Source organism: Nostocoides sp. (genome assembly GCF_037045025.1).
Taxonomy (GTDB): Bacteria; Actinomycetota; Actinomycetes; order Actinomycetales; family Dermatophilaceae; genus Nostocoides_A.
On sequence record NZ_JBAOHM010000015.1, the window covers coordinates 1 to 19321 of the forward strand.

Annotated in this window: 18 protein-coding genes and 2 pseudogenes; 3 read left to right on the forward strand and 17 right to left on the reverse strand. The window is 69.7% G+C overall.

Annotation, left to right across the window (positions count from 1 at the left end):
* The 6 genes and pseudogenes from crcB to V9G19_RS19090 all read right to left on the reverse strand — a co-directional run.
* Positions 1–357 (reverse strand): fluoride efflux transporter CrcB (gene crcB, locus V9G19_RS19065; RefSeq protein ID WP_462286997.1); only part of this gene is annotated, 357 nt, incomplete at its 3' end.
* Entirely contained in the window at positions 354–707 is a 354-nt protein-coding gene (locus V9G19_RS19070) for a DUF190 domain-containing protein (protein WP_462285599.1), read from the reverse strand. The genes crcB and V9G19_RS19070, both read right to left, overlap by 4 nt.
* Positions 704–1138 carry a fluoride efflux transporter FluC gene (locus V9G19_RS19075; RefSeq protein ID WP_462285598.1) on the reverse strand — a complete coding sequence of 145 codons (435 nt, stop codon included), beginning with the start codon at positions 1136–1138 and terminating at the stop codon, positions 704–706. Before V9G19_RS19075 ends, V9G19_RS19070 begins: the two co-directional genes overlap by 4 nt.
* Positions 1135–3165, reverse strand: a pseudogene (locus V9G19_RS19080) (ABC transporter ATP-binding protein). Before V9G19_RS19080 ends, V9G19_RS19075 begins: the two are co-directional and overlap by 4 nt.
* Positions 3166–3167: 2 nt before the next feature.
* Positions 3168–4902, reverse strand: a pseudogene (locus tag V9G19_RS19085) (ABC transporter ATP-binding protein).
* A complete protein-coding gene (locus V9G19_RS19090) occupies positions 4887–5474 on the reverse strand; it encodes a TetR/AcrR family transcriptional regulator (protein ID WP_462286998.1) in 588 nt (195 codons plus the stop codon). Before V9G19_RS19090 ends, V9G19_RS19085 begins: the two are co-directional and overlap by 16 nt.
* A 93-nt stretch (positions 5475–5567) precedes the next feature.
* Between V9G19_RS19090 and V9G19_RS19095 the strand changes: the two genes are divergently transcribed.
* Both V9G19_RS19095 and V9G19_RS19100 read left to right on the forward strand, forming a co-directional pair.
* A complete protein-coding gene (locus V9G19_RS19095; RefSeq protein WP_462286999.1) occupies positions 5568–7436 on the forward strand; it encodes a putative nucleotidyltransferase substrate binding domain-containing protein in 1869 nt (622 codons plus the stop codon).
* The gene (locus V9G19_RS19100) at positions 7436–8137 is read left to right on the forward strand and encodes an exonuclease domain-containing protein (RefSeq protein ID WP_462287000.1); all 702 of its coding nucleotides are present in this window, start codon (positions 7436–7438) and stop codon (positions 8135–8137) included. The genes V9G19_RS19095 and V9G19_RS19100 overlap by 1 nt, the downstream gene beginning before the upstream one ends.
* Positions 8138–8143: 6 nt before the next feature.
* On the opposite strand, the gene V9G19_RS19105 is transcribed toward V9G19_RS19100, so the two are convergent.
* Positions 8144–8530, reverse strand: coding sequence for an SRPBCC family protein (locus V9G19_RS19105; protein WP_462287001.1), 387 nt, complete (start codon positions 8528–8530; stop codon positions 8144–8146).
* A 168-nt stretch (positions 8531–8698) separates the two neighbouring features.
* On the opposite strand from V9G19_RS19105, the gene V9G19_RS19110 reads away from it, so the two are divergent.
* Positions 8699–9319, forward strand: a complete 621-nt coding sequence (locus V9G19_RS19110) for a hypothetical protein (protein ID WP_462287002.1) — start codon at positions 8699–8701, stop codon at positions 9317–9319.
* A gap of 8 nt (positions 9320–9327) precedes the next feature.
* On the opposite strand, the gene V9G19_RS19115 is transcribed toward V9G19_RS19110, so the two are convergent.
* The 10 genes from V9G19_RS19115 to V9G19_RS19160 all read right to left on the reverse strand — a co-directional run bounded on the left by V9G19_RS19115 (position 9328) and on the right by V9G19_RS19160 (position 19279).
* The gene (locus V9G19_RS19115; RefSeq protein WP_462287003.1) at positions 9328–10086 is read right to left on the reverse strand and encodes a class I SAM-dependent methyltransferase; all 759 of its coding nucleotides are present in this window, start codon (positions 10084–10086) and stop codon (positions 9328–9330) included.
* A gap of 71 nt (positions 10087–10157) precedes the next feature.
* Positions 10158–11615: an aminotransferase class I/II-fold pyridoxal phosphate-dependent enzyme gene (locus tag V9G19_RS19120; RefSeq protein ID WP_462287004.1), complete on the reverse strand. Its 1458-nt coding sequence runs from the start codon at positions 11613–11615 to the stop codon at positions 10158–10160.
* A 6-nt stretch (positions 11616–11621) separates the two neighbouring features.
* Positions 11622–12719: a hypothetical protein gene (locus tag V9G19_RS19125; protein WP_462287005.1), complete on the reverse strand. Its 1098-nt coding sequence runs from the start codon at positions 12717–12719 to the stop codon at positions 11622–11624.
* Complete coding sequence (locus tag V9G19_RS19130; RefSeq protein ID WP_462287006.1) at positions 12719–13687, reverse strand: SGNH/GDSL hydrolase family protein; 969 nt, start codon at positions 13685–13687, stop codon at positions 12719–12721. Before V9G19_RS19130 ends, V9G19_RS19125 begins: the two co-directional genes overlap by 1 nt.
* A 159-nt stretch (positions 13688–13846) precedes the next feature.
* Entirely contained in the window at positions 13847–15289 is a 1443-nt protein-coding gene (locus V9G19_RS19135; protein WP_462287007.1) for an aldehyde dehydrogenase, read from the reverse strand.
* 2 nt (positions 15290–15291) lie between these two features.
* Positions 15292–15507 carry a 2-hydroxymuconate tautomerase gene (locus tag V9G19_RS19140; protein ID WP_462287008.1) on the reverse strand — a complete coding sequence of 72 codons (216 nt, stop codon included), beginning with the start codon at positions 15505–15507 and terminating at the stop codon, positions 15292–15294.
* Positions 15507–16298, reverse strand: coding sequence for a 2-keto-4-pentenoate hydratase (locus tag V9G19_RS19145; RefSeq protein WP_462287009.1), 792 nt, complete (start codon positions 16296–16298; stop codon positions 15507–15509). The genes V9G19_RS19140 and V9G19_RS19145 overlap by 1 nt, the downstream gene beginning before the upstream one ends.
* Positions 16298–17428 (reverse strand): 4-hydroxy-2-oxovalerate aldolase, encoded by a 1131-nt coding sequence (gene dmpG, locus V9G19_RS19150; protein WP_462287010.1) that lies wholly within the window; start codon positions 17426–17428, stop codon positions 16298–16300. The genes V9G19_RS19145 and dmpG overlap by 1 nt, the downstream gene beginning before the upstream one ends.
* Positions 17429–17443: 15 nt before the next feature.
* Positions 17444–18487 carry an acetaldehyde dehydrogenase (acetylating) gene (locus tag V9G19_RS19155; protein WP_462287011.1) on the reverse strand — a complete coding sequence of 348 codons (1044 nt, stop codon included), beginning with the start codon at positions 18485–18487 and terminating at the stop codon, positions 17444–17446.
* Between the two features lie 12 nt (positions 18488–18499).
* Entirely contained in the window at positions 18500–19279 is a 780-nt protein-coding gene (locus V9G19_RS19160) for a 2-keto-4-pentenoate hydratase (RefSeq protein ID WP_462287012.1), read from the reverse strand.
* Between the last annotated feature and the right edge of the window lie 42 nt (positions 19280–19321).

A 19321-nucleotide genomic window follows, 5' to 3' on the forward strand; every position in this document is an offset into this window, starting at 1 on the left:
GACACTCACCGCAGCGAACGACCCGGCCACGCTCGCCCCGGTATTGAGCGCGGCGACCACCCACGAGCCGGTCTGCGCCAACCGGACCGTCTCGTAGCTGAATGTCGAGAATGTCGTCAGCGCCCCACACAGGCCGACGCCGAGCAGGGTCAGCAGCCATGCCGCTGCGGCGTGAGCCGCCACCACGGCGGCGACGACACCCAGAATGAGGGACCCGAGGACATTGACCATGAGCGTGCCCCACGGGAAGACGCTGTCATGCCGCGCCTGGATCTGCCGGTCGACCAGATAGCGCAGCGGCGCTCCGACCGCACCGCCGGTCACGACGAGCAGCGGCGTGACCCAGCCGGCGCTCACCGCTGCCCCGCCGAGCCGCCGCGCCCGGCATATTTGACGACCTCCACCGGATCGAGCATCACCAGCCCCTCGGTGACCAGCTCCTCAACGACCGGCAAGAAGGCCTCGATCCGCTCCCGCGAGGAGACGATGACGATCAGCACCGGCAGGTCCTCGCTCAGCGAGACCAGCCGGTTGGTATGGATCCGGCTCGACTTGCCGAACCCCTCGATCCCGCGCATCACCGTGGCGCCGCCGAGATTGGCGGCGTGGGCGCGATGAAGGATCTCGGTATAGAGCGGCCGGTGATGCCACTGGTCGCTCTCGCCGATGATGATCGTCAACCGCGTGGCCGGGCCGAGCAGGGTCATCTGTCCTCCTTGTCCAGCCGCCGCCGGGGGCCCCGGGCGGCGACGGCGGCCCGCACGGCAGCGATCCCGAGCCAGGCGGCGAGCAGGCCGGTGACGATCGTGCCGGCGAGATACACCCCCGCAGCCGGTCCCGCCCCGGAACGCAGCAGGGTATGAATGTCGAGCACATAGGTGGAAAACGTCGTGTAGCCGCCGAGAACCCCGACCCCCCAGAACGGACGCAGGTAGCGCCGCGGCGGCCACACCTCGGTCACCAACACCATCAGTGCGCCCAGGACGACGGCACCGGTCACATTGGCGATCCACGTCGCCGTCGGTATGCCGCTCGCCGGGTGGGGCAGCGCCGCCGCCAGGCCCCAGCGGGCCAGGCTTCCGAGCGCCCCGCCGGCGGCGATCACGGCCAGGACGTCGCGCTGCTCGCCGGGGCTCACGGCACCGGTGTCCCCACCGGCTCGGGCTCGTCCACCTCGGTGAGCGCCCCGGCGAACTGCGCGGCATACAGCCGGGAGAAGGCGCCCCCGACGGCGAGCAACTCGGCATGGGAGCCCTGCTCGACGATCCGGCCGTCCTCCATGACGAGGATCAGGTCGGCGTCCCGGATCGTGGAGAGCCGGTGGGCGATGACGAAGCTGGTCCGGTCCTGGCGCAGCGCATGCCATCGCCTGCTGCACCAGCAACTCCGTGCGCGTGTCGACCGAGGAGGTCGCCTCGTCGAGGATGAGCAGCGCCGGCTCGGAGATGAACGCCCGGGCGATCGTGATCAGCTGCTTCTCCCCGGCGCTGATGTTGCTGGCCTCGGCGTCCAGCTTGGTGTCGTATCCCTCTGGGAGGGAATGGACGAACCGGTCGACATAGGTCGCCTCGGCCGCCGCGCGCACCTCGGCGGCGGTGGCGCCCGGCTTGCCGTAGGCGATGTTGTCGCGGATCGTCCCCTCGAAGAGCCAGGTGTCCTGCAGCACCATGCCGATCTCGTCGCGCAGGCCGGCGCGGCTCAGCTCGGCGATGTCGACGTCGTCGAGGGTGATCCGGCCACCGTCCAGCTCGTAAAACCGCATGATCAGGTTGACCAGGGTCGTCTTGCCGGCGCCGGTCGGACCGACGATGGCCACGGTCTGACCCGGCTCGACACACAGGTTCAGGTGCTCGATCAGCGGCTTGTCCGGCCGGTAGGAGAACGACACGTCCTCGAAGGCCACCCGTCCGTGCGGGTCCTCGACGACCACCGGATCGGCGGCATCCGGGCACCTGCTCCTGCGCGTCGAGCACCTCGAAAACCCGCTCGGCAGAGGCGACTCCACTCTGCATGAGGTTGGCCATCGAGGCGACCTGGGTGAGCGGCTGGGTGAACTGGCGCGAGTACTGGATAAATGCCTGGACATCGCCGATGCTCATCGTCCCGTGGGCGACGCGCAGCCCGCCGACGACGGCGACAAGCGACGTAGTTGAGGTTCCCGACAAACATCATCAGCGGCATGATCAGCCCGGAGATGAACTGCGCACCGAAGGTCGCCGTGCGCAGGTCGCTCGTTGGCCGCCGCGAACGCTCCGGCGACCTCCCGCTGGCGGCCGAACACCTTGACCAGTCCGTGGCCGGTGAAGGTCTCCTCGACGATCGAGTTGACGTCGCCGGTGCTCTTCCACTGCTGCGACGAACTGGACCTGGGACCGTTTGCCGACCGCCACCGTGATGGCGAGCGACACCGGGATCGTCACCAGCGCGATGATCGCCAGCAGCGGCGAAACCCAAAACATCATGACGAGCATCGCGACCACCGTCAGCAAGCTGAGTCACCAGTTGGCTCAGGGTCTGCTGCAGCGAGGTGCCGATGTTGTCGACGTCGTTGGTGACCCGCGACAGCAACTCACCACGCGGCTGGGAATCGAAGTAGGACAACGGCAGCCGCGCCAGCTTTTCCTCCACGTCACGACGCAGGCGATAGACCGCGCCGTTGACGATATGGACGATGATCCGCCCCTGCGCCCAGGACAGCAGTCCGGCGAGCGCATACAAGCCCAGCACGAGGAGGAGGATGCGCCCGAGCGCGGTGAAGTCCACACCGTGGCCGGGGACCAGATACCTCATCCCGGACACCATGTCAGCGAACTGACCCTGCCCGGCGGCGCGCAACTGGTCGGCCGCTTGCTCGGCGGTGATGCCGGCCGGGAGCGCGCGCCCGATCGCGCCGGCAAAGACATAATCGGTTGCCCGGCCGAGGATCTTGGGCCCGAGTGCGCTGAGGACGACCGAAACGAGGGCAAACGCGAGCGCCGCGACGAGCGCGGCCCGGTCGCCCCGCATCAGGCCGAGCAGCCGCCGCGCCGAGGGACCGAAGTTCTCGGACTTCTCGCCGGGCTGACCCATGCGCATGTGCGGCGGACCTCCCCGGTTGGCGGCCCCGGCCGCGCCGCGCCGCTGCTCGGCGGCCTTCTCTTCGGCGGAAAGGATGCGATCGCTCATCGTCACGCCGCCTGCTCGGCGAGGGCCTGGGAGGCGACGATCTCGGCATACGTCGCACAGGAGGCAAGCAGGTCCGGATGGCGCCCAGTCCCGACGATCCGCCCGTCCTCGACGACGACGATCTGGTCGGCACCGACGATCGTGGACACCCGCTGGGCGACGATGATCACCGTGGCCGCCCGGGTGAAGGGCTTCAACTGTGCGCGCAGGCGCGCATCGGTCGCGACGTCGAGGGCGGAGAAGGCGTCGTCGAAGAGGTAAACCTGGGGGCGCCGGACCAGCGCCCGGGCAATGGCCAGCCGCTGGCGCTGACCGCCGGAGACATTGGTGCCGCCCTGGCTGATCGCGGCCTCCAGCCCGCCCGGCATGGCCCGGACGAAGTCCTCGGCCTGCGCGATCCGAAGCGCCTCCCACAACTGCTCGTCGGTGGCCTCGGGGTCGCCGTAGCGCAGGTTGGTCGCGACCGTACCGCTGAACAGGAACGGCTTCTGGGGGATCAGCCCCAGGTGCCGCCACAACTCCTCCAGCGATGCCTCCCGCACATCCTGCCCACCGAGCAGGACCGCGCCACCGGTGACGTCGTAGAGCCGGGGAATCAAGTTGATCAGCGTCGTCTTGCCCGACCCCGTCGAGCCGATAACGGCCGTGGTCTGGCCCGGCTCGGCGAGGAAGGAGATCCCGCAGAGCACCGGCTGCTCGGCTCCGGGGTAGGCGAAGTCGACGTCGCGGAACTCGACGGTCAGCGCACCGTCGGCGATCGGCTGCGGACGGGGCGCGTCGAGCACGCTTGATCGGGTGTGCAGCACCTCATCGATCCGGCCGGCCGAGACCGAGGCCCGCGGGATCATCATCGACATCATCGTCCCGAACATGACGGACATGAGGATCTGCATGAGGTACTGCATGAACGCCGTCAACGCCCCGACGTCCATCGACCCGGCGTCGACGCGTTTGCGCGCCGAACCACCACACCGCCACCGAGGCGGCGTTGAAGACGAACATGACGAGCGGGAACACTCGGGAGAAGAGCCGGCCGACCGCAACGGCGGTGTCGGTGTAGACCCGGTTGGCCTCGTCGAAACGGCGCTCCTCGACGTCCTCACGCACGAACGCACGCACGACACGGATGCCGGTGATCTGTTCGCGCAGAATGCGGTTGACGGTATCGACGCTCTCTTGCATCCGACGGAACCAGGGCAGCATGCGGGTGACGATCGAGCCGACGATGACCCCGAGCAGGGGCACGGCCACGGCGACCAGCCAGGACAGCCCAAGGTCTTCGCGCAAGGCCATGATGATCCCGCCGACCATCATGATCGGGATTGACACCATGAACATCAGGCCCATGTTCAGCAGCGTCTGCACCTGCTGGACGTCGTTGGTGTTGCGGGAGATCAGCGTCGGCGCTCCGAACCGGGAGACCTCCTGGGCGGAAAAGCCGGTGACGCGGTCGAAGACTTCGGCGCGCAGGTCTCGGCCGACCCCGGCGGACGCGGCCGCGGCATTGCGCGCCACGGCGATCGTGGCGACGATGTTGACGACCGACACGGCGAGCATGATCGCACCCAGGCGCATGATCTCACCGGTGTCGCCCTTGGCCACGCCGTCGTCGATGATCTGGCCATTGAGCGAGGGGAGGTAGAGCGTGGTGATCGTCGCGACGAATTGGAGCAGGACGATGGCGCTGACGGCCCCGGCATACGGACCAAGGTGGGACCGGATCAGTCTCCACAACACGGCGGACGCTCCTTCCTGGCCCCGTCGAGGACGAGGGCGACGATTTCGGCGGCCGAGAGGATGGCGCCGTCGGTGATGTGCGGGTTGCTCCCGGAGAAGGCGAGCAGCCGGACATAGCGCATGACCTCACGAGGGGGGAGGCGCAACTGGTCGGCAAACGGCGCGAGGAGGGCGCGGTGGGCGGTGGCGATCCGCGCGAGCCAGGTCTCGGAGTGGGCCTGCCGCGGCGGTCCGCCGAGCCCGAGGACGGACATCAGCCGGAAGACGTGGGCAAACCGGTCGATTTGCAGTTGGGCCACCCTGGTCAGCACCGCATCAAGGCTGCCGGACCGATCGAGGGCCTCGAGGGAGCGGATGTAGGGCTTCATGTCGAATACCTCGTTGACGACGGCCTCGACGACGTCGTCCTTGGTCGGGAAGACCCGGAAGATGGTGCCCTCGGCGATGCCTGCGGCCGCCGCGATCTGCTTGGTCGTCACCGCCCACCCGTGATCGAGGACGAGCGGCAGCGCGGCCCGGACGATGGCGTCCCGGCGCTGCTCGGGGGCCAGGGCAGCTGCTCGTGGACTCACCTGCCACACCCTAAATGAGTGAGCACTCACTCACAAGTTGTTTCGATCGCCCGGACGTGCACCAGCCATCCGGGACCGGGCAGGATGACGCTCATGACCCTCGACGTCGAGCTGGCCGAGATCCGCGACTTCCTGGCCGGGCACGCGCCGTTCAGCGACCTGCCGGACGACGTCCTCCTCGGGATCCTGCCGCGGCTGCGCGTCGAGTACTTCCGCCGCGGCAGCGCGATCATGTCGCCGGGCCGGGACAACAACCACCTCTATGTCATCCGCTCCGGCGCGGTCGATATCCGCAACGAGAAGGGGACCCTCGTCGACCGCGGCGAGACCGGCACCTGCTTCGGCTCGACGACGCTCCTCGGCACCAACCCCTCGCGGTTCACGGTCGAGGCGATCGAGGACGTCCTGACGATCGTCCTCGATGCGGCCACCTTCCATGACCTCGCCGGCACGCACGCCGAGTTCCACGAGTTCTTCGACGTCCAACGCTCGCGCCGGATCTCGGCGGCGATCGCCAGCCAGCAAACCAGCCGCCACGGCTCGACGATCCTCAAGACGGCGTCCGCCGACCTCGTGCGCCGGCCACCGGTCTGGGTCGGGACCCACGCGAGCATCCGCGAGGCGGCGGCGTCCATGTCCGAGAACAGCGTCTCGGCTCTCCTCGTGATGGACGGCGAGCGGATCGCCGGCATCGTGACGGACCGGGATCTGCGCAACCGGGTGGTGGCCGCTGGCGTGGACCCCGCGCGGCCGGTCACCGACGTGATGACCACCGACCCGGTGACCGCGCCGGCCGGCGGGCTCGCCTTCGAGGTGCTCCTCGAGATGGCCTCGCGCAACATCCACCACCTGCCGCTGGTCGAGGACGGCCGGCCGATCGGTGTGGTGACCACCACCGACCTGATGCGCCTGGAGCGCGCCAACCCCGTCTATCTGGCCGGAGACATCGCTAAACAGCCAGACGCCGCAGCCGTCGCCGCAGCCGCCCACCGGCTGCCGCTCGTCGTGGAGAATCTCGGCTCCCAGGACGCCAGCGCCGAGGACATGGGGCGGATCATCACCTCGATCGGCGACGCCATCGAACGCCGGTTGATCGAATTGGCCACCGAACAGCTCGGGCCGGCACCGGTCCCCTATTGCTGGGTCACGCTCGGCTCACGCGCACGCATGGAGCAGGCGCTCGCCGCCGACCAGGACAACGCGATCATCCTCGACGACACTGTGCAGCCGGAGCAGCTGGACTATTTCGCGCAGCTGGCCGACTACGTCTACAACGGGTTGCTCGCCGCCGGCTACCCCCCGTGCAGGGGCAAGATCATGGCCGTCAACTCGCGGCTACGCGCCCCGATTCACCAGTGGCGCAGCACCTTCCGCGGCTGGATGCAAAGCCCGGTCCCCAACGCCATCCTCCGCGCGAGCATCTTCTTCGATATGCGGCCGGTCGCCGGTGAGACGAGCCTGTATGCCGAATTGGCCGAGCAGGTGCGCACCGAGGCCCCCCAATCGAAGCGGTTCTTGGCACATCTGGCCAAGAACGCCGTGGCCAACGAGCCGCCGGTGGGCTTTTTCCGCGGGTTCGTTCTGGCCAAGGAGGGCGAGCACAAGGACACCCTCGACATCAAACGCGGCGGGATCGGCGCGGTCGTCGACGTCGCCCGGGTCTATGCGCTCGCGATCGGATCGCCAGAAGTCCACACCTCCGCCCGGATCGACGCGGCGATCCACGCCGGGATCATCGATGCGGCCAAGGGCGCGGACCTGCGGGATGCCTTCGAGTTCATCTCCTATGTCCGCTTCCGCCATCAGGCCATGGCGGTGCGAGCCGGGCGGGCGCCGGACAACCATCTCTCCCCGGCCGAGCTGAGTTCGTTCGACAAACGCCACCTGCGGGTGGCCTTCGGCATCGTCCGCTCGGCGCAGTCGACGCTCGGCGCGATCCACTCGACCGGTTCGCTCGGCTGATGGGGCTGCTCGACCGGCTGCGCCGCTCTCCCGGCCGGGCCCAGGAGGTGCTGTCGGCGGCGGGCGGGCCGATGCGCACGTATGCCGAGACTCCCCTCCCCGGGGTGGATACCCCCCTCGGCGAACTCCCGCTGCTCGCGCTGGACTTCGAGACGACCGGCTTCGATCCGAAGTCGGCCCACTTGCTCAGCGTCGGCTATGTCCCCGTCGATGGCCGCTCGATCGTCCTTGGGGGCGCCCGGCACTACCACGTGCGCCCACCGGCGGGCAGCAACGGGGTGGGGCAGAGCGCGACGATCCACGGCCTGACCGATGACACCGTCGCCGACGGAGTCGAGCCGCGGGAGGCGCTGCACGATATCGCGGCCGCCCTGGCGGGCCGGGCGCTGCTCGTCCACTTCGCCTCGGTCGAGACGAGGTTCCTCGCCCGGATCTGCCGTGCGGCCTACGGCGTGGAGTTGCCGCTCGTCGTCATCGACACGATGGAGTTGGCCCGCCGGATGCTGCCCGACAGCCCGTTCAACGACCCGCCCCGCGGGGCGCTACGGCTCTGGGGCGCGCGTGCGGCATACGGCCTGCCGGTGTATGCCGCACACAACGCCCTGCTCGACGCACTCTCGTGCGCTGAGCTCTATTTGGCACAAACCGCCGAACTCGCCGCTTCCGGCCGCGCCCGGCAGCTGCGCCACGTGCAGAGTTGACCTTGCTCAGAGGGCCTCGGTGTCGATCCGGTCGAGGGCAGCGTTCCAGTGGCTGGCGAGCCAGTCGCGGTCGACCTCAGCGCCGAGGTGGTCGTGGCGGATCTCGAGCTCGGTCTGCTCGCCGCGCGGATACACGTGGACATCGACGAGGCTCGCCGGCGCGCTGTCATTGGCGTGCCAGGAGAAGCGGATCTGCTCCTGGGCGTGGAAACTGCGGGTGACGCCATAGGTCCCGTCAGCGGCATGCCAACTGCTGCCCTTGGCGCCCAGCTCGCCGCCCTCACCGAGGAGGGCTTCGGCCCCGTGCGGCGCCATCAACGCGGCCCACACGCTGGCTACCGGGTGGTCCAGCACGCGGCTGACGGACACGACATCGGTCGGCGCGTCGGCCACGGCCCCTTCTGCACTCGACATCGAAATGGCACTTCCCTTCACCTGGTGGATCGGCCGCTTCGCCGATGCCAAAACCATACCTCCGCTCCTGGGGTCCGGGGAGCCCGAACCCGTCTTCCCCGGAACCACAGGCGGCCGGCTTCCGGACCGACAGGGAACAATGACGGCGTGACGCTCGCCCACCCCGACCGGGACCGCCTGGCCGCGGCGTCGCCCTCCCGGCCGGCGGCGGCGGTCAACGCCCTCGCCGACCCGGCGCTGGTCCTCCTCGGCGGGCTCATCGCCGTGACCGCCCACGCCGTCCCGCTGCCGGCGGCGATCGGGTGGACGCTGCTCGCGGTCACCTTCTGCATCGCCCTCCCGTATGCCGCGCTCCTGCTCCTCGTGCGCCGCGGCCGGGTCGGTGACCGGCACATCGTGGCCCGTGAGGAGCGGCGGTTGCCGTTTGCCATTGCCTTCGTCTCGACGCTCGCCGGTTTGGGGATCTTGGTGTCGACCGGTGCTCCCCGGCCGCTCGTCGCCGTGGTCGCCGCGGGTCTGGTGGCGTTCGCCGCGGTCATCGTGCTGTCGACCCGGTCCAAGGCTTCGGTGCACACCGGGGTCGCCGCCGCCGTCGTGACGGCGCTCGCGATCGAGTTCGGGCCCTGGCTGCTCGTGCCGGGGACGGCGGTGGTCGCGGTGGTGGGCTGGGCGCGGACGCGGGCGGGACGGCATACGGCCGGGCAGGTGTGGCTGGGCGCGGGCGTCGCTGCGGCCGCTGTCTTGCTGGTCTACCCGGCAGTGCGCTAGCCCGCGTCTCAGCCGACCGGCTTGAAGGCCTCGATGAGATAGCGACTCGAGTGCGCGACGAAGGCGCCCTCCCGGCGGATCTGGTTGTGCAACAAGGCCAGCCGGGCGGCATACCGCTCGATGCTGAAGTCGGGAACCCACCAGATCAGCTTGCGCAGGGTGAAGACGACGGCGGCGACATCGCGGAACTCCATCCGCAACCGGGCCTCGCGCAGGTCAACGACGTCGAGGCCGACCGCGCGGGCGGCGGCGACGGCAGCAGCCGGACAACGGGCGAGCCGGGCCTGGGGCTGCGGCCCGAGGAAGAACTCGATCAGCTCGAAGCCGCTCGCTGGCCCGACATGCTGGGCCAAGTAGCAGCCGCCCGGTTGCAGCACCCGAACGATCTGCGCCCACGGCACGGTCACTGGGTGCCGGCTCGAGACCAGTTCGACGACCTCGTCGGCGATCGGCAGCGGCGATTGCCCGTCGTGTTCGACGACCCACACCCCGCGCGGTTCGAGGGCGGCCCGCGCCTTGTCCAGGTTGGGCGGATACCCCTCGGTGACGACCATGTGGTCGGGCAGTTCGGGAACGGCGGCGATCAGCGCGCCGTCACCGGTCTGCAGGTCCAGGGCGCTGTCGGCGCGGCCGAGCCGGTCGGCGAGCAACTCGCCATAGCGCCATTCGGGACGCTCCTCGGTGGCGCGCCCGGTCAGCCAGGAGAAGTCCCAGCCGCTGATGTCGGCGTTCTCCCCCTCGGCAAGAAGCTGCGCGAAGGTAGCCACAAGGCACGATACGTCGCGTGTCGCTCGACACGGGATGGGTAATCAGTGTGCCATGCGCCACGGCGAGCGGTTCAGCCGGCGCCGCGGACGGTGAGGATCGTGGCGAGCGCGGGGTCGACGGCATACGCGATCCGGACGCCGTCACGGCGGGCGGCGGCCAGGGCCGCCAATGCTGCCGCGGTGATCCGCTCGCCCGGGGCGAGCACGGGTATGCCGGGCGGGTACGGCGCAATCAACTCCGCACTGATGCGCCCCTCGGCACGCTCGAACGGGATCGGGTCACGGGCCGCGAAATAGGCCTCCCGCGGGGTCATTGCCCCCTCCGGCACGATGGCGTATGCCGCTCCCGCCACCGCTGCGCGGGGCCGGCCCCGGTGCCGGGCGATCGCAGCGGTGAGCTCGTCGCCGAGCCGGTCGAGGTCGGCGCCGGTGTCGGCGAGCGTGACCAGCGCAACGATCGTGTCGCGGTCGGCGAGTTCGACGGGTTGGCCGGCGGCGATCAGGTCGGCCTCGACGGCGATCCCGTCCGCGCCGGTGCCGGCGAGCACGAGAGTGACCTTGAGGGGGTCGACGCCTGGGCCGTCGAGGACGACCAGTCCGGGAATGCCGGCCAGGTGGGCACGCAGCCGGGCGACGCGGGTCAGCGACTGGCCGATGAGGTCGCCACCATCGCGGGCGAGCAGGGCGCGGGCGGCGTCGATGCTCGCGAGGATCGCGCCCGCCGGGCTGGTGGTGTGGGTCGCCTCGACCGCCGCGTGTAGCCGGGCCGGATCGATCAGGTCGCCACCGGCGAGGACCAGGGCGGCCTGGCTCCATGCGGGCAGCGTCTTGTGGGCCGAGGTGACCAGGGCGTCGGCGCCGAGGCCCAGGGCGTGCTCGGGCAGATCGGGGTGGAAGCCGAAGTGCGCCGCCCAGGCCGCGTCGATCAGCAACGGGACGCCGTGAGCGTGGGCGGCCGCGGCCCACCCGGCAATGTCACCGTGCGTTCCGACATAGGCGGGGTCGGTCAAGTGGACAGCGGCTACCCTGCCGGGGGTGGCGTGCTGGGCGGTGCCCCGCTGGGCGGCGACGAGGGCGGACTCGATCTCGGTCGGCGGGATCGGGAGCGGGAGCCCGATCGCCGGGTCGAGCGGCGGGGTGACCCACTGCGGTCGCAGGCCCGTGAGCACGAGCGCGCTGTGCACCGAGCGGTGCGCGGAGCGGGCGACGACGACGGTATCGCCGGGAGCGCCGACGGCCAGCAGGAGAGCCTGGTTGCCGTGGGTCGAGCCGCCGACGGAGAAGCGGCAGCTGTCCGCGCCCCATAGCCGGGCGGCCCTGGCCTCAGCGTCGGCCAGCACGCCGCGGGCGAGCTTCATCGTGTCGAGCCCGGCATAGAGGGGGACGTCGCCGGCGATCACGTCGCCGACGAGGTTGTGGTGGTGCTTGTGGCCGGGGATGGTGAAAGGGTGAATACGGCTCTCCTGGAAGGTGATCCAGGCGTCGAGCAGCGGAGCGTCGCCGCGCAGGTGACGGGGGTCGGTCGGCACCGCTACTCACTCCTCCTGGGCCGCGGCGAGGCGGCGGGCCGCCTCCTGCCGGGCCTTGACCGCGACGGTCACGGCCTCCCGCGCCTCGGCGTCCGCGGCAAACGCAGCCTCGAGCTCGGCATCGGCCGCGTGCAGCGCGGCGGTCAGCTCGGCGACCCTCGCCTTGGCGGCATCGACCCGATCGCTCGTCCGGGCCACCGCCTGCTTGGCCTCCCCCACGGCCGCGGCCGCTCCGGCGTATGCCGCTCCCGCCGCCGCTATCGCCTCCTCGGCCGCCTCGGGGTCGGGTCGCTCCCCGTCGGGCTCGTCCGTCGCTTCCGGCTCCTCGCCGTCTGCGGACTCGGGCTGCTCCCCCGCTTCCGCGGCCACCTTGTCCGTCGCTCGGCCGGCCCTGTCCGAGTCGTCCACGCGCGCCGTTTCGTTCCCGGCGTCCGGCTGGTCAACCGACTCGTCCTGGGCTGGAGCGTGTCCCTCCGCTTCCGGGGCAGCTCCGGGCTCGGCCGCCTCCTCGGGCGCATCCGGCTCGGCGAGTACGGAGCCGGGCTCGCGCGTTGTGTGGCGGCGGCCGGGGATGACCCGCAGCAGGGTCCCGGTCTCGGTCCGGGCAACGGCGTCGGCCAGATCGACCTCGCCGAACCCGGAGTAGCGCAGCGCCCGGGTCAGGTGGCCCGCCACCACGGCCTCGGTCGCCTCCACGCTCGCCAGGGCGGCGATCACCGTGTCGCGCACCTCGTCGGCAGCGGCCGGCGAGAGCGGACCACCCGCGGCGAGGGCGGTGTCGTGGGCGGCGGTCTGGACGTCGGCGAGCAGCTCGTCGCGGACCGGGCGCAAGGCGGTCAGGGCGGTTCCGTGCAAATTGGCCTGCGCGGCCCGCAGCTGCTCCCCGACCGAGACCAGCCGCTCGCACAGGTCCGGCCGCGAGCGGACGAGCGTGTTGAGCAGCGCCGCGGCGACGCTCGGTTTGCGCAGTTTGCCGATCGCGGCCGCACTCGCGCGGTCCTTGGCAGCGCGTGCCTCGGCGACCAGCTCGGTGCGCAGCGCCATGAACTCGGCGGAGGGAGCGGCATACAGCCGATCGGCTGCCTCGGCGAGCGTGGGTGACATCAGCTCGGCCTCCCCAAGCGCGCGCGCACCTGGGCGTCCAGCTCGTGCAGCCGGCGCGAAACGTCGGGATCGGGCAGTCCCGTGGCCGCGGTCGTCCGCAGCCGGGTGCCGAGCTCGACGACTTCGGTGACGTCGAGGCCGCACGCGACGGCCCCGGCCAGGCTGCGCGGCCCGGCGATGTCGGGCAGCCGGAAGGTCGGCGCCGACCCGGCGACGCACAGACCGGGCCGGACCCGCGAATCCCCTTGCGCCCCGGCCGGAAATCGCGGACCGAGCACGCGCAGCACGGCCAGGGCATAGGCGCCGTGACCGAGGGTGTTGGGGTGGAAGGACCCCTCGATCGGCAGGTTGACACCGTTGAGCCACTCCGGGTCGTCGCACACGGCGTGGCCGGCGAAGTCGTCGAGGACGTCCACAAAGAGAGCACCGGCGCGGGCAGCCGCGGCGGAAATCGTCGCCGCCAGCTCGTCCGCGGCCACGTTCATCCGCGACATCTCGTGCCCGGTGAAGAAGGTCGCCAGGTTGCAGTCGATCCCGTTGAACAGCCGGGGATAGCCGGTGACGACCACGCGCGCCGCCGGCGCGCGCCGGACGATCACGCCGAGCAGGCGGTCCAACCGGGCCGGCAGCTCGGTGCGCAGGCGATGCAGGGCGGTGTCGATCACCGGGTCGCTGTCGCGCATCCACGCCGGCTCGGCGCAGGCGATCAGCACCGGCACGAAGCCGATGTCGTTGCCGCCGATCGTGACCGTCACCAGCCGGGTGGACTCACCGAGCGACTGCAATTGGAAGCGCTCGACATCGGGGACGATGGCGGCGAGGCACGCCTCGTAGGCGACGTCAAGCCCGAGGGTCCGCCCGACGAGCACGGGGTAGCCGTCGTCGGAGCGCCAGCACACATCGCGCTGCCCGCCCCCACCCACGCCGGCGGCAAAGGAGTCGCCGAGCGCGGCATACGGAGCGGTCATGGACGCCAACGATGCCAGACCCCACCGACAGCGTGAGGTGCCGGCGTCTCCCAGACAAACTTTGTGGGGTGTCTCAGCGGGGTGGGACGGGGTCCCCACAAAGTATCGGAGCTGGGTCCCACGCTCTGCGTGGGCGAGCGACGAACTTTGTGGGGTGTCTCAGCGGTCGATCTGCATGACGATTGCCTTGGGCTCGGTGAAGAACTCGCGGCTGAAGTTGCCGCCCTCGCGGCCGACTCCGGAGTCGCCCACGCCGCCGAAGGGGGTGCGCAGGTCGCGTATGAAGAAGCAGTTGACCCACACCGTGCCCGCGCGCAGCTTGGATGCGACCCGGTGCGCCCGGGAGAGGTTCTCGGTGAACAGCATCGCGTTCAGGCCATAGCGGGTGTCGTTGGCCAGCCGCACGACCTCGCCCTCGGACTCGAACTTGTTGACCACGCACACCGGGCCGAAGATCTCCTCGCAGTAGGCCCGCCCGGTCAGTGGCAGGTCGGCGATGATCGTCGGGCGCACCAGCCACTTCCCGGAGTCGTCGACGCCGCCGGTGAGGATCTTGCCGCCCTCCAACTCGACGCTCTCGACGTAGGAGGCGACCTTGTCGAAGTGCTTGCGGCTGGCCAGCGCCGAGAAGCGGGTCGCCGGATCGAAGGGGTCGCCGATCGTCAACGCCTCGGCAGCGCCCTTGAATCGGTCCATGAACTCATCCCAGATCCCCGCCTGGACAAACAAGCGGGACCCGGCGAGGCAAATCTGCCCGGAGTTGCGGAAGATCGCCTCGACCGCCCAATAGACCGCATTGTCCAGGTCCGCGTCGCCGAAGACGATGTTGGCACCCTTGCCACCCAGCTCGAGCGAAACGGGAGCCAAATGCGTTGCCGCCGAAGCCATCACGTGCTTGCCGGTGACCGAGGACCCAGTGAAGGTCACCCGGTCGACCCGGTCGTCACCAGTCAGCGACGAACCCGCCGGCGCCCCATGGCCATTGAGGACGTTGAGCACACCCGGCGGCAGCCCGGCCTCGAGCGCCAGCCGCCCGAGCAGGGTCACCGACGCAGGGGTGTCCTCCGACGGCTTGATGATGCAGGTGTTGCCCCACGCGATTGCCGGCGCGATCTTCCACGAGGCCATCATCAGCGGGAAGTTCCACGGCGAGATCGCCGCAACAACACCGGCCGGCCCGAACTCGCTGTAGCTGTGGTGCCCGCTGTCCATCGGATAGACCTCGCCGACGTTGTCGCGCTGGTGGTCGGCAAAGAAGCGGAAGTTCCACACCGACCGCGCCACGTCATGCTTAGCCTGCGCAAACGGCTTGGCCATATTCGTCGTGTCGAGCCGGGCCAGGTCGTCGACCCGCGCCTCCATCAGGTCGGCCAGCTTGTGAATCGCGTTAGCCCGCTCGACCCGGCCCATCCGCGGCCACGGACCATCATCAAAAGCTTTGCGGGAGCTAGCGATCGCCCGCGAGGCATCCTCAGCGGAGCCCAGGGCGGCCTGGGCCCAGACCTCCTGCGTCCACGGATTCCACACGTCGAACCGACCGCCGTCGACGGACTCCACCTCGGCTCCGTCGATGATGTGGCCAAAGAAATCCAGCTCGCTCATGATCACGTGTCCTCGGGTTGTTGACGGCTGGCCGCACGCTCTGCGATCGTGACATTGCCTGCCGCCCAATGGGTTTTTGGTACTTCGCGGATGACGACGCGGACGTTCTCGAGCGGCGCCCCGATCGCCTCGACGGTCGCCATCGTTAGCCGGTCGATGAGGGTCCGCAGCTGCTCCGGCGTCCGGCCCTGCGCGAGAGTGACTTCGACGAGAGGCATCAGGCGCCCTCTCCTCCATTGAGGAAAACCGATCCGAGGTTCGTGAAGTGACAGGCCACGGACGCTCCCCGCGGCGCGAACACGGCGTCGGTCATCCCACCGGTCAACACGATCCAGCCGGCCTCGATTGCGTGCCCACGCCGCGCGAGGTCGTTGGCGGCGAGCGCGAGCGCCTCACCCGGATGCCCCTGCACGGCAGCGCCGGTCGCCGAGTCGACGATCTGCCCGCCGACCTCGACGAGCACGCCCTCCAGCGCTAAGTCGAGATCATCAGCCGGTATGCCGATCGGCCCGGTCACGAACGCCCCTGAACTGGCGTTGTCGGCCGCCACGTCGCCCGCCTTGAAGCGGAAGTCCTTGTAGCGGCTGTCGATGACTTCGGCTCCGCCCCAGACGCTTTCGACCGCCGCCATCGCCTGGGAGCAGGTCACTCCGGGGCCTTCCAGTCGCCGGCCCATGACGAAGACGATCTCGGGCTCGACCCGCGGATGGATCAGCCGGCCCTGCGGCACCGGGTCGCCGACCGGCAGGATCATCGCGTCGGTCAGCCAGGCGACGAACGGGAAGTGCACGCCCATCCGCTGCTGCTTGGCGCGCGAGGTCAGGCCGAGCTTGACCCCGATCTGCTTCTCGCCCCGGTCGAGCCGCCGCTTCAAGTTGCGGTCCTGGATGGCATAGCCGGTGTCGAGGTCGAGCTGCGGCCAGTCGTCGGTGAACGGCTCTCGCTCGCGCCGCTCGGCCTCGCAGGCGAGCAGTTCGTCGCCGACGGATTCGATTGTCCACGTGGTCATCACCGCACCCCCGCCCCGGCCAGGTCACCGAGTTCCTGCTCCTGCTGCAATTGCAGGGCGATGTCGATGATCATGTCTTCCTGGCCGCCGACGTAGCCGTATTCGCCGACCTTTTGCAAGATTGCGTGGGCGGGCACGTTGTAGCGGGCCGAGGCCCGTTCGGCGTGCAGCAGGAAGCTGGAGTAGACCCCGGCATACCCCTGGGTGATCGAGGCCCGGTCCATCCACGGCAGCCGCGGGATAAACGGACGCACGACATCCTCTGCGGCAGAGAGAACTTCACCGAGATCGACACCGGTCCGGATGCCCATCCGCTCGAACGTCGCCGCGAGCACCTCGGTCGGGCTGTTGCCGGCGCCGGCGCCGAGCGCGCACAGGGCGCCGTCGATGTGCTTGGCCCCGGCCTGATAGGCGAGCACCGAGTTGGCGATGCCGAGGCTGAGGTTCTGATGGCCGTGAAAGCCGACCTGGGCGCCGTCCTTGCCGATCTCGTCGATCACGGCCTGGATGCGCTGCTGGGCGTCCCAGAGCACCAGCGCCCCAGCGGAATCGACGACATAGACACACTGCGCCCCGGCGTCGACCATGATCCGCGCCTGCTGCGCCAGGACCTCCGGCGTCGCCTTGTGGGACAGCATGAGGAAACCGACGGTCTCCATACCGAGCCGGCGGGCCTCGCCGAAATGCTGGATCGACACATCGGCCTCGGTGCAGTGGGTGGCGATCCGCGCCACGGATGCCCCCATCTGGTGCGCCTTTTGCAGGTGGTGAACCGTGCCGAGGCCCGGCAGCATGAGGATCGCGATCTTGGCCGTCGTGGCCTCTTCGACGGCGGCCTTGATCAAGTCGAACTCGTCCACCCGGGAGAAGCCGTAGTTGAAGCTCGACCCGCCCAGGCCGTCGCCGTGGGAGACCTCGATGACCTGCACCCCGGCCTTGTCGAGCGCGTGCACGGTGGCGCGCACCTGCTCCTCGGTGAACTGGTGCTGCATCGCGTGCGAGCCGTCCCGCAGCGTGGAATCGGTGATCCGCAGGTCGGTCTCGCCGCCGGCAGTGGGCAGATTGGCCAGCACCTCCGACTCGGTGATCTCCCTGGTGACCGTCGGGGCGTCCTCGAGGCGATTCGTCATGTCTCCCATGGCGGTTCAGACTCCTGCTTTCTCGGCGGCAACGGTGCTCGGTTCGGGACTGCTCGGGTCACGGATGGTCGGGTCAGGGATGGTCGGGTCGACGGTCTCGCCGAGTTGGGCCGAAGACTTCCAGGTGGACTCGACACCGAGCCGGTGGGCGATCATGATGTCGCCGACCCGCGCCGCGGCCGAGGTGATGATGTCGAGGTTGCCGGCGTAGTCGGGCAGGTAGTCGCCGCGACCCTTGACCTCGATCGGCACGAACACCCGGGCCATGCCATTCCACAAGTCGCGGGCCGGGTCGAACTGCGGCTCGGCGCGCAAGTGATAGCCGGGGACATAGTCCTGCACGGTCGCGACCATCGCGTGGATCGATTCGAGGATCGCATCCTGGAGCGCGCCCGGCTCGCCCGCCTCCGCGGGAATCGCGCAGAAGACCGAGTTGCGCATCATCAGCGGCGGTTCGACGGGATTGAGGATGATGATCGCCTTGCCCCGCTCGGCGCCCCCGACCTTCTCCAGTGCGGCCGAGGTTGTTTCGGTGAACTCGTCGATGTTCGCCCGTGTGCCCGGCCCGGCGGACTTCGAGGAGATCGAGGCAACGATCTCAGCATACGGAACGGGAACGATCGAACTGACCGCCTTGACCATCGGGACCGTCGCCTGGCCACCGCAGGTGATCATGTTGACATTGGGGGCATCAAGGTTGAACTCGAGGTTGACCGGCGGGCACAGATAGGGCCCGACCGCGGCGGGGGTGAGGTCGACCGCGAGGATGCCAGCCTCGGCATACCGCGGGGCGTTGGCCTCGTGCGCCTTGGCCGACGTGCACTCAAAAACGATGTCAGGCAACTCATCCTGGGCGAGCAGCCAGTCGACGCCCTCGTGACTGGCCTGCAGGCCGAGCGAGGCGGCGCGGCGCAAGCCGTCCGAGGTCGGGTCAACGCCGATCATGTAGCGGGGCACGATGATGTCGCTGCGTCGCATCAGCTTGAACATCAGATCGGTGCCGATATTGCCCGGGCCGACGATCGCTGCGGTGCCCTGTGTCCGAGTCATGAGTTCTCCCTGTCAGCTAAAGCGGGCGGTGACCGAGCCGAGCCCGGCGAAGGTGGCGGTGACGGTATCGCCGGCGGCCACCGGGACCATCGCGCAGATCGCCCCGGGCAGGATCACGTGTCCGGCCTGGAGGACCACTCCGCGCGCGCCGACGGTGTTGGCGAGCCAGACCAGGCTGTTGATCGGCGACCCGAGTACGGCGCCGCCCGCACCGGTGCCGGCGACCTGGCCGTTCTTGTGCATGACCCCACCGGCGAGCCGCAGATCGACCTCGGCGAGCGGTGTCGGTGTTGAGCCGAGAACGACCGCGGCCGACGAGGCGTTGTCGGCGATCGTGTCGAGGAGCCCGATCTTCCAGTCCGCGATGCGCGAGTCCACGATCTCCAACGCGGGCAGAACGTAATCGACCGCGCCGATGGCGTCGGCGACGGTGACCCCCGGCCCACGCAAGGGCGCCGCGAGCACGAACGCTACCTCGGGCTCGGCCCGCGGCTGCAGGAACCGGTCGACCGGGATCGGCGTGTGCTCCAGATAGAAGAAGTCGTCGAGCAGGTGGCCGTAGTCGGGTTCGTTCACCCCGAGGAGACGCTGCATCGCGGCGCTGGTCAGGCCGACCTTGTGCCCCTTGATCGTGCGCCCCTGGCCGAGCATCGTCGTGATCTGGGCCTGTTGGATCGCGTAGGCGTCATCAAGGGTCAACCCCGGATAGGTCGCCGTCAACGGCGCGATCGGTCCGGAGGCATACGCGTCCAGCAACCGCTCGGCGACATCGGCGCGGGCGCCGTCATCCACGGGGGACTCCCTTCGTCGGTCAAGCCACTTTGACGGTATGCC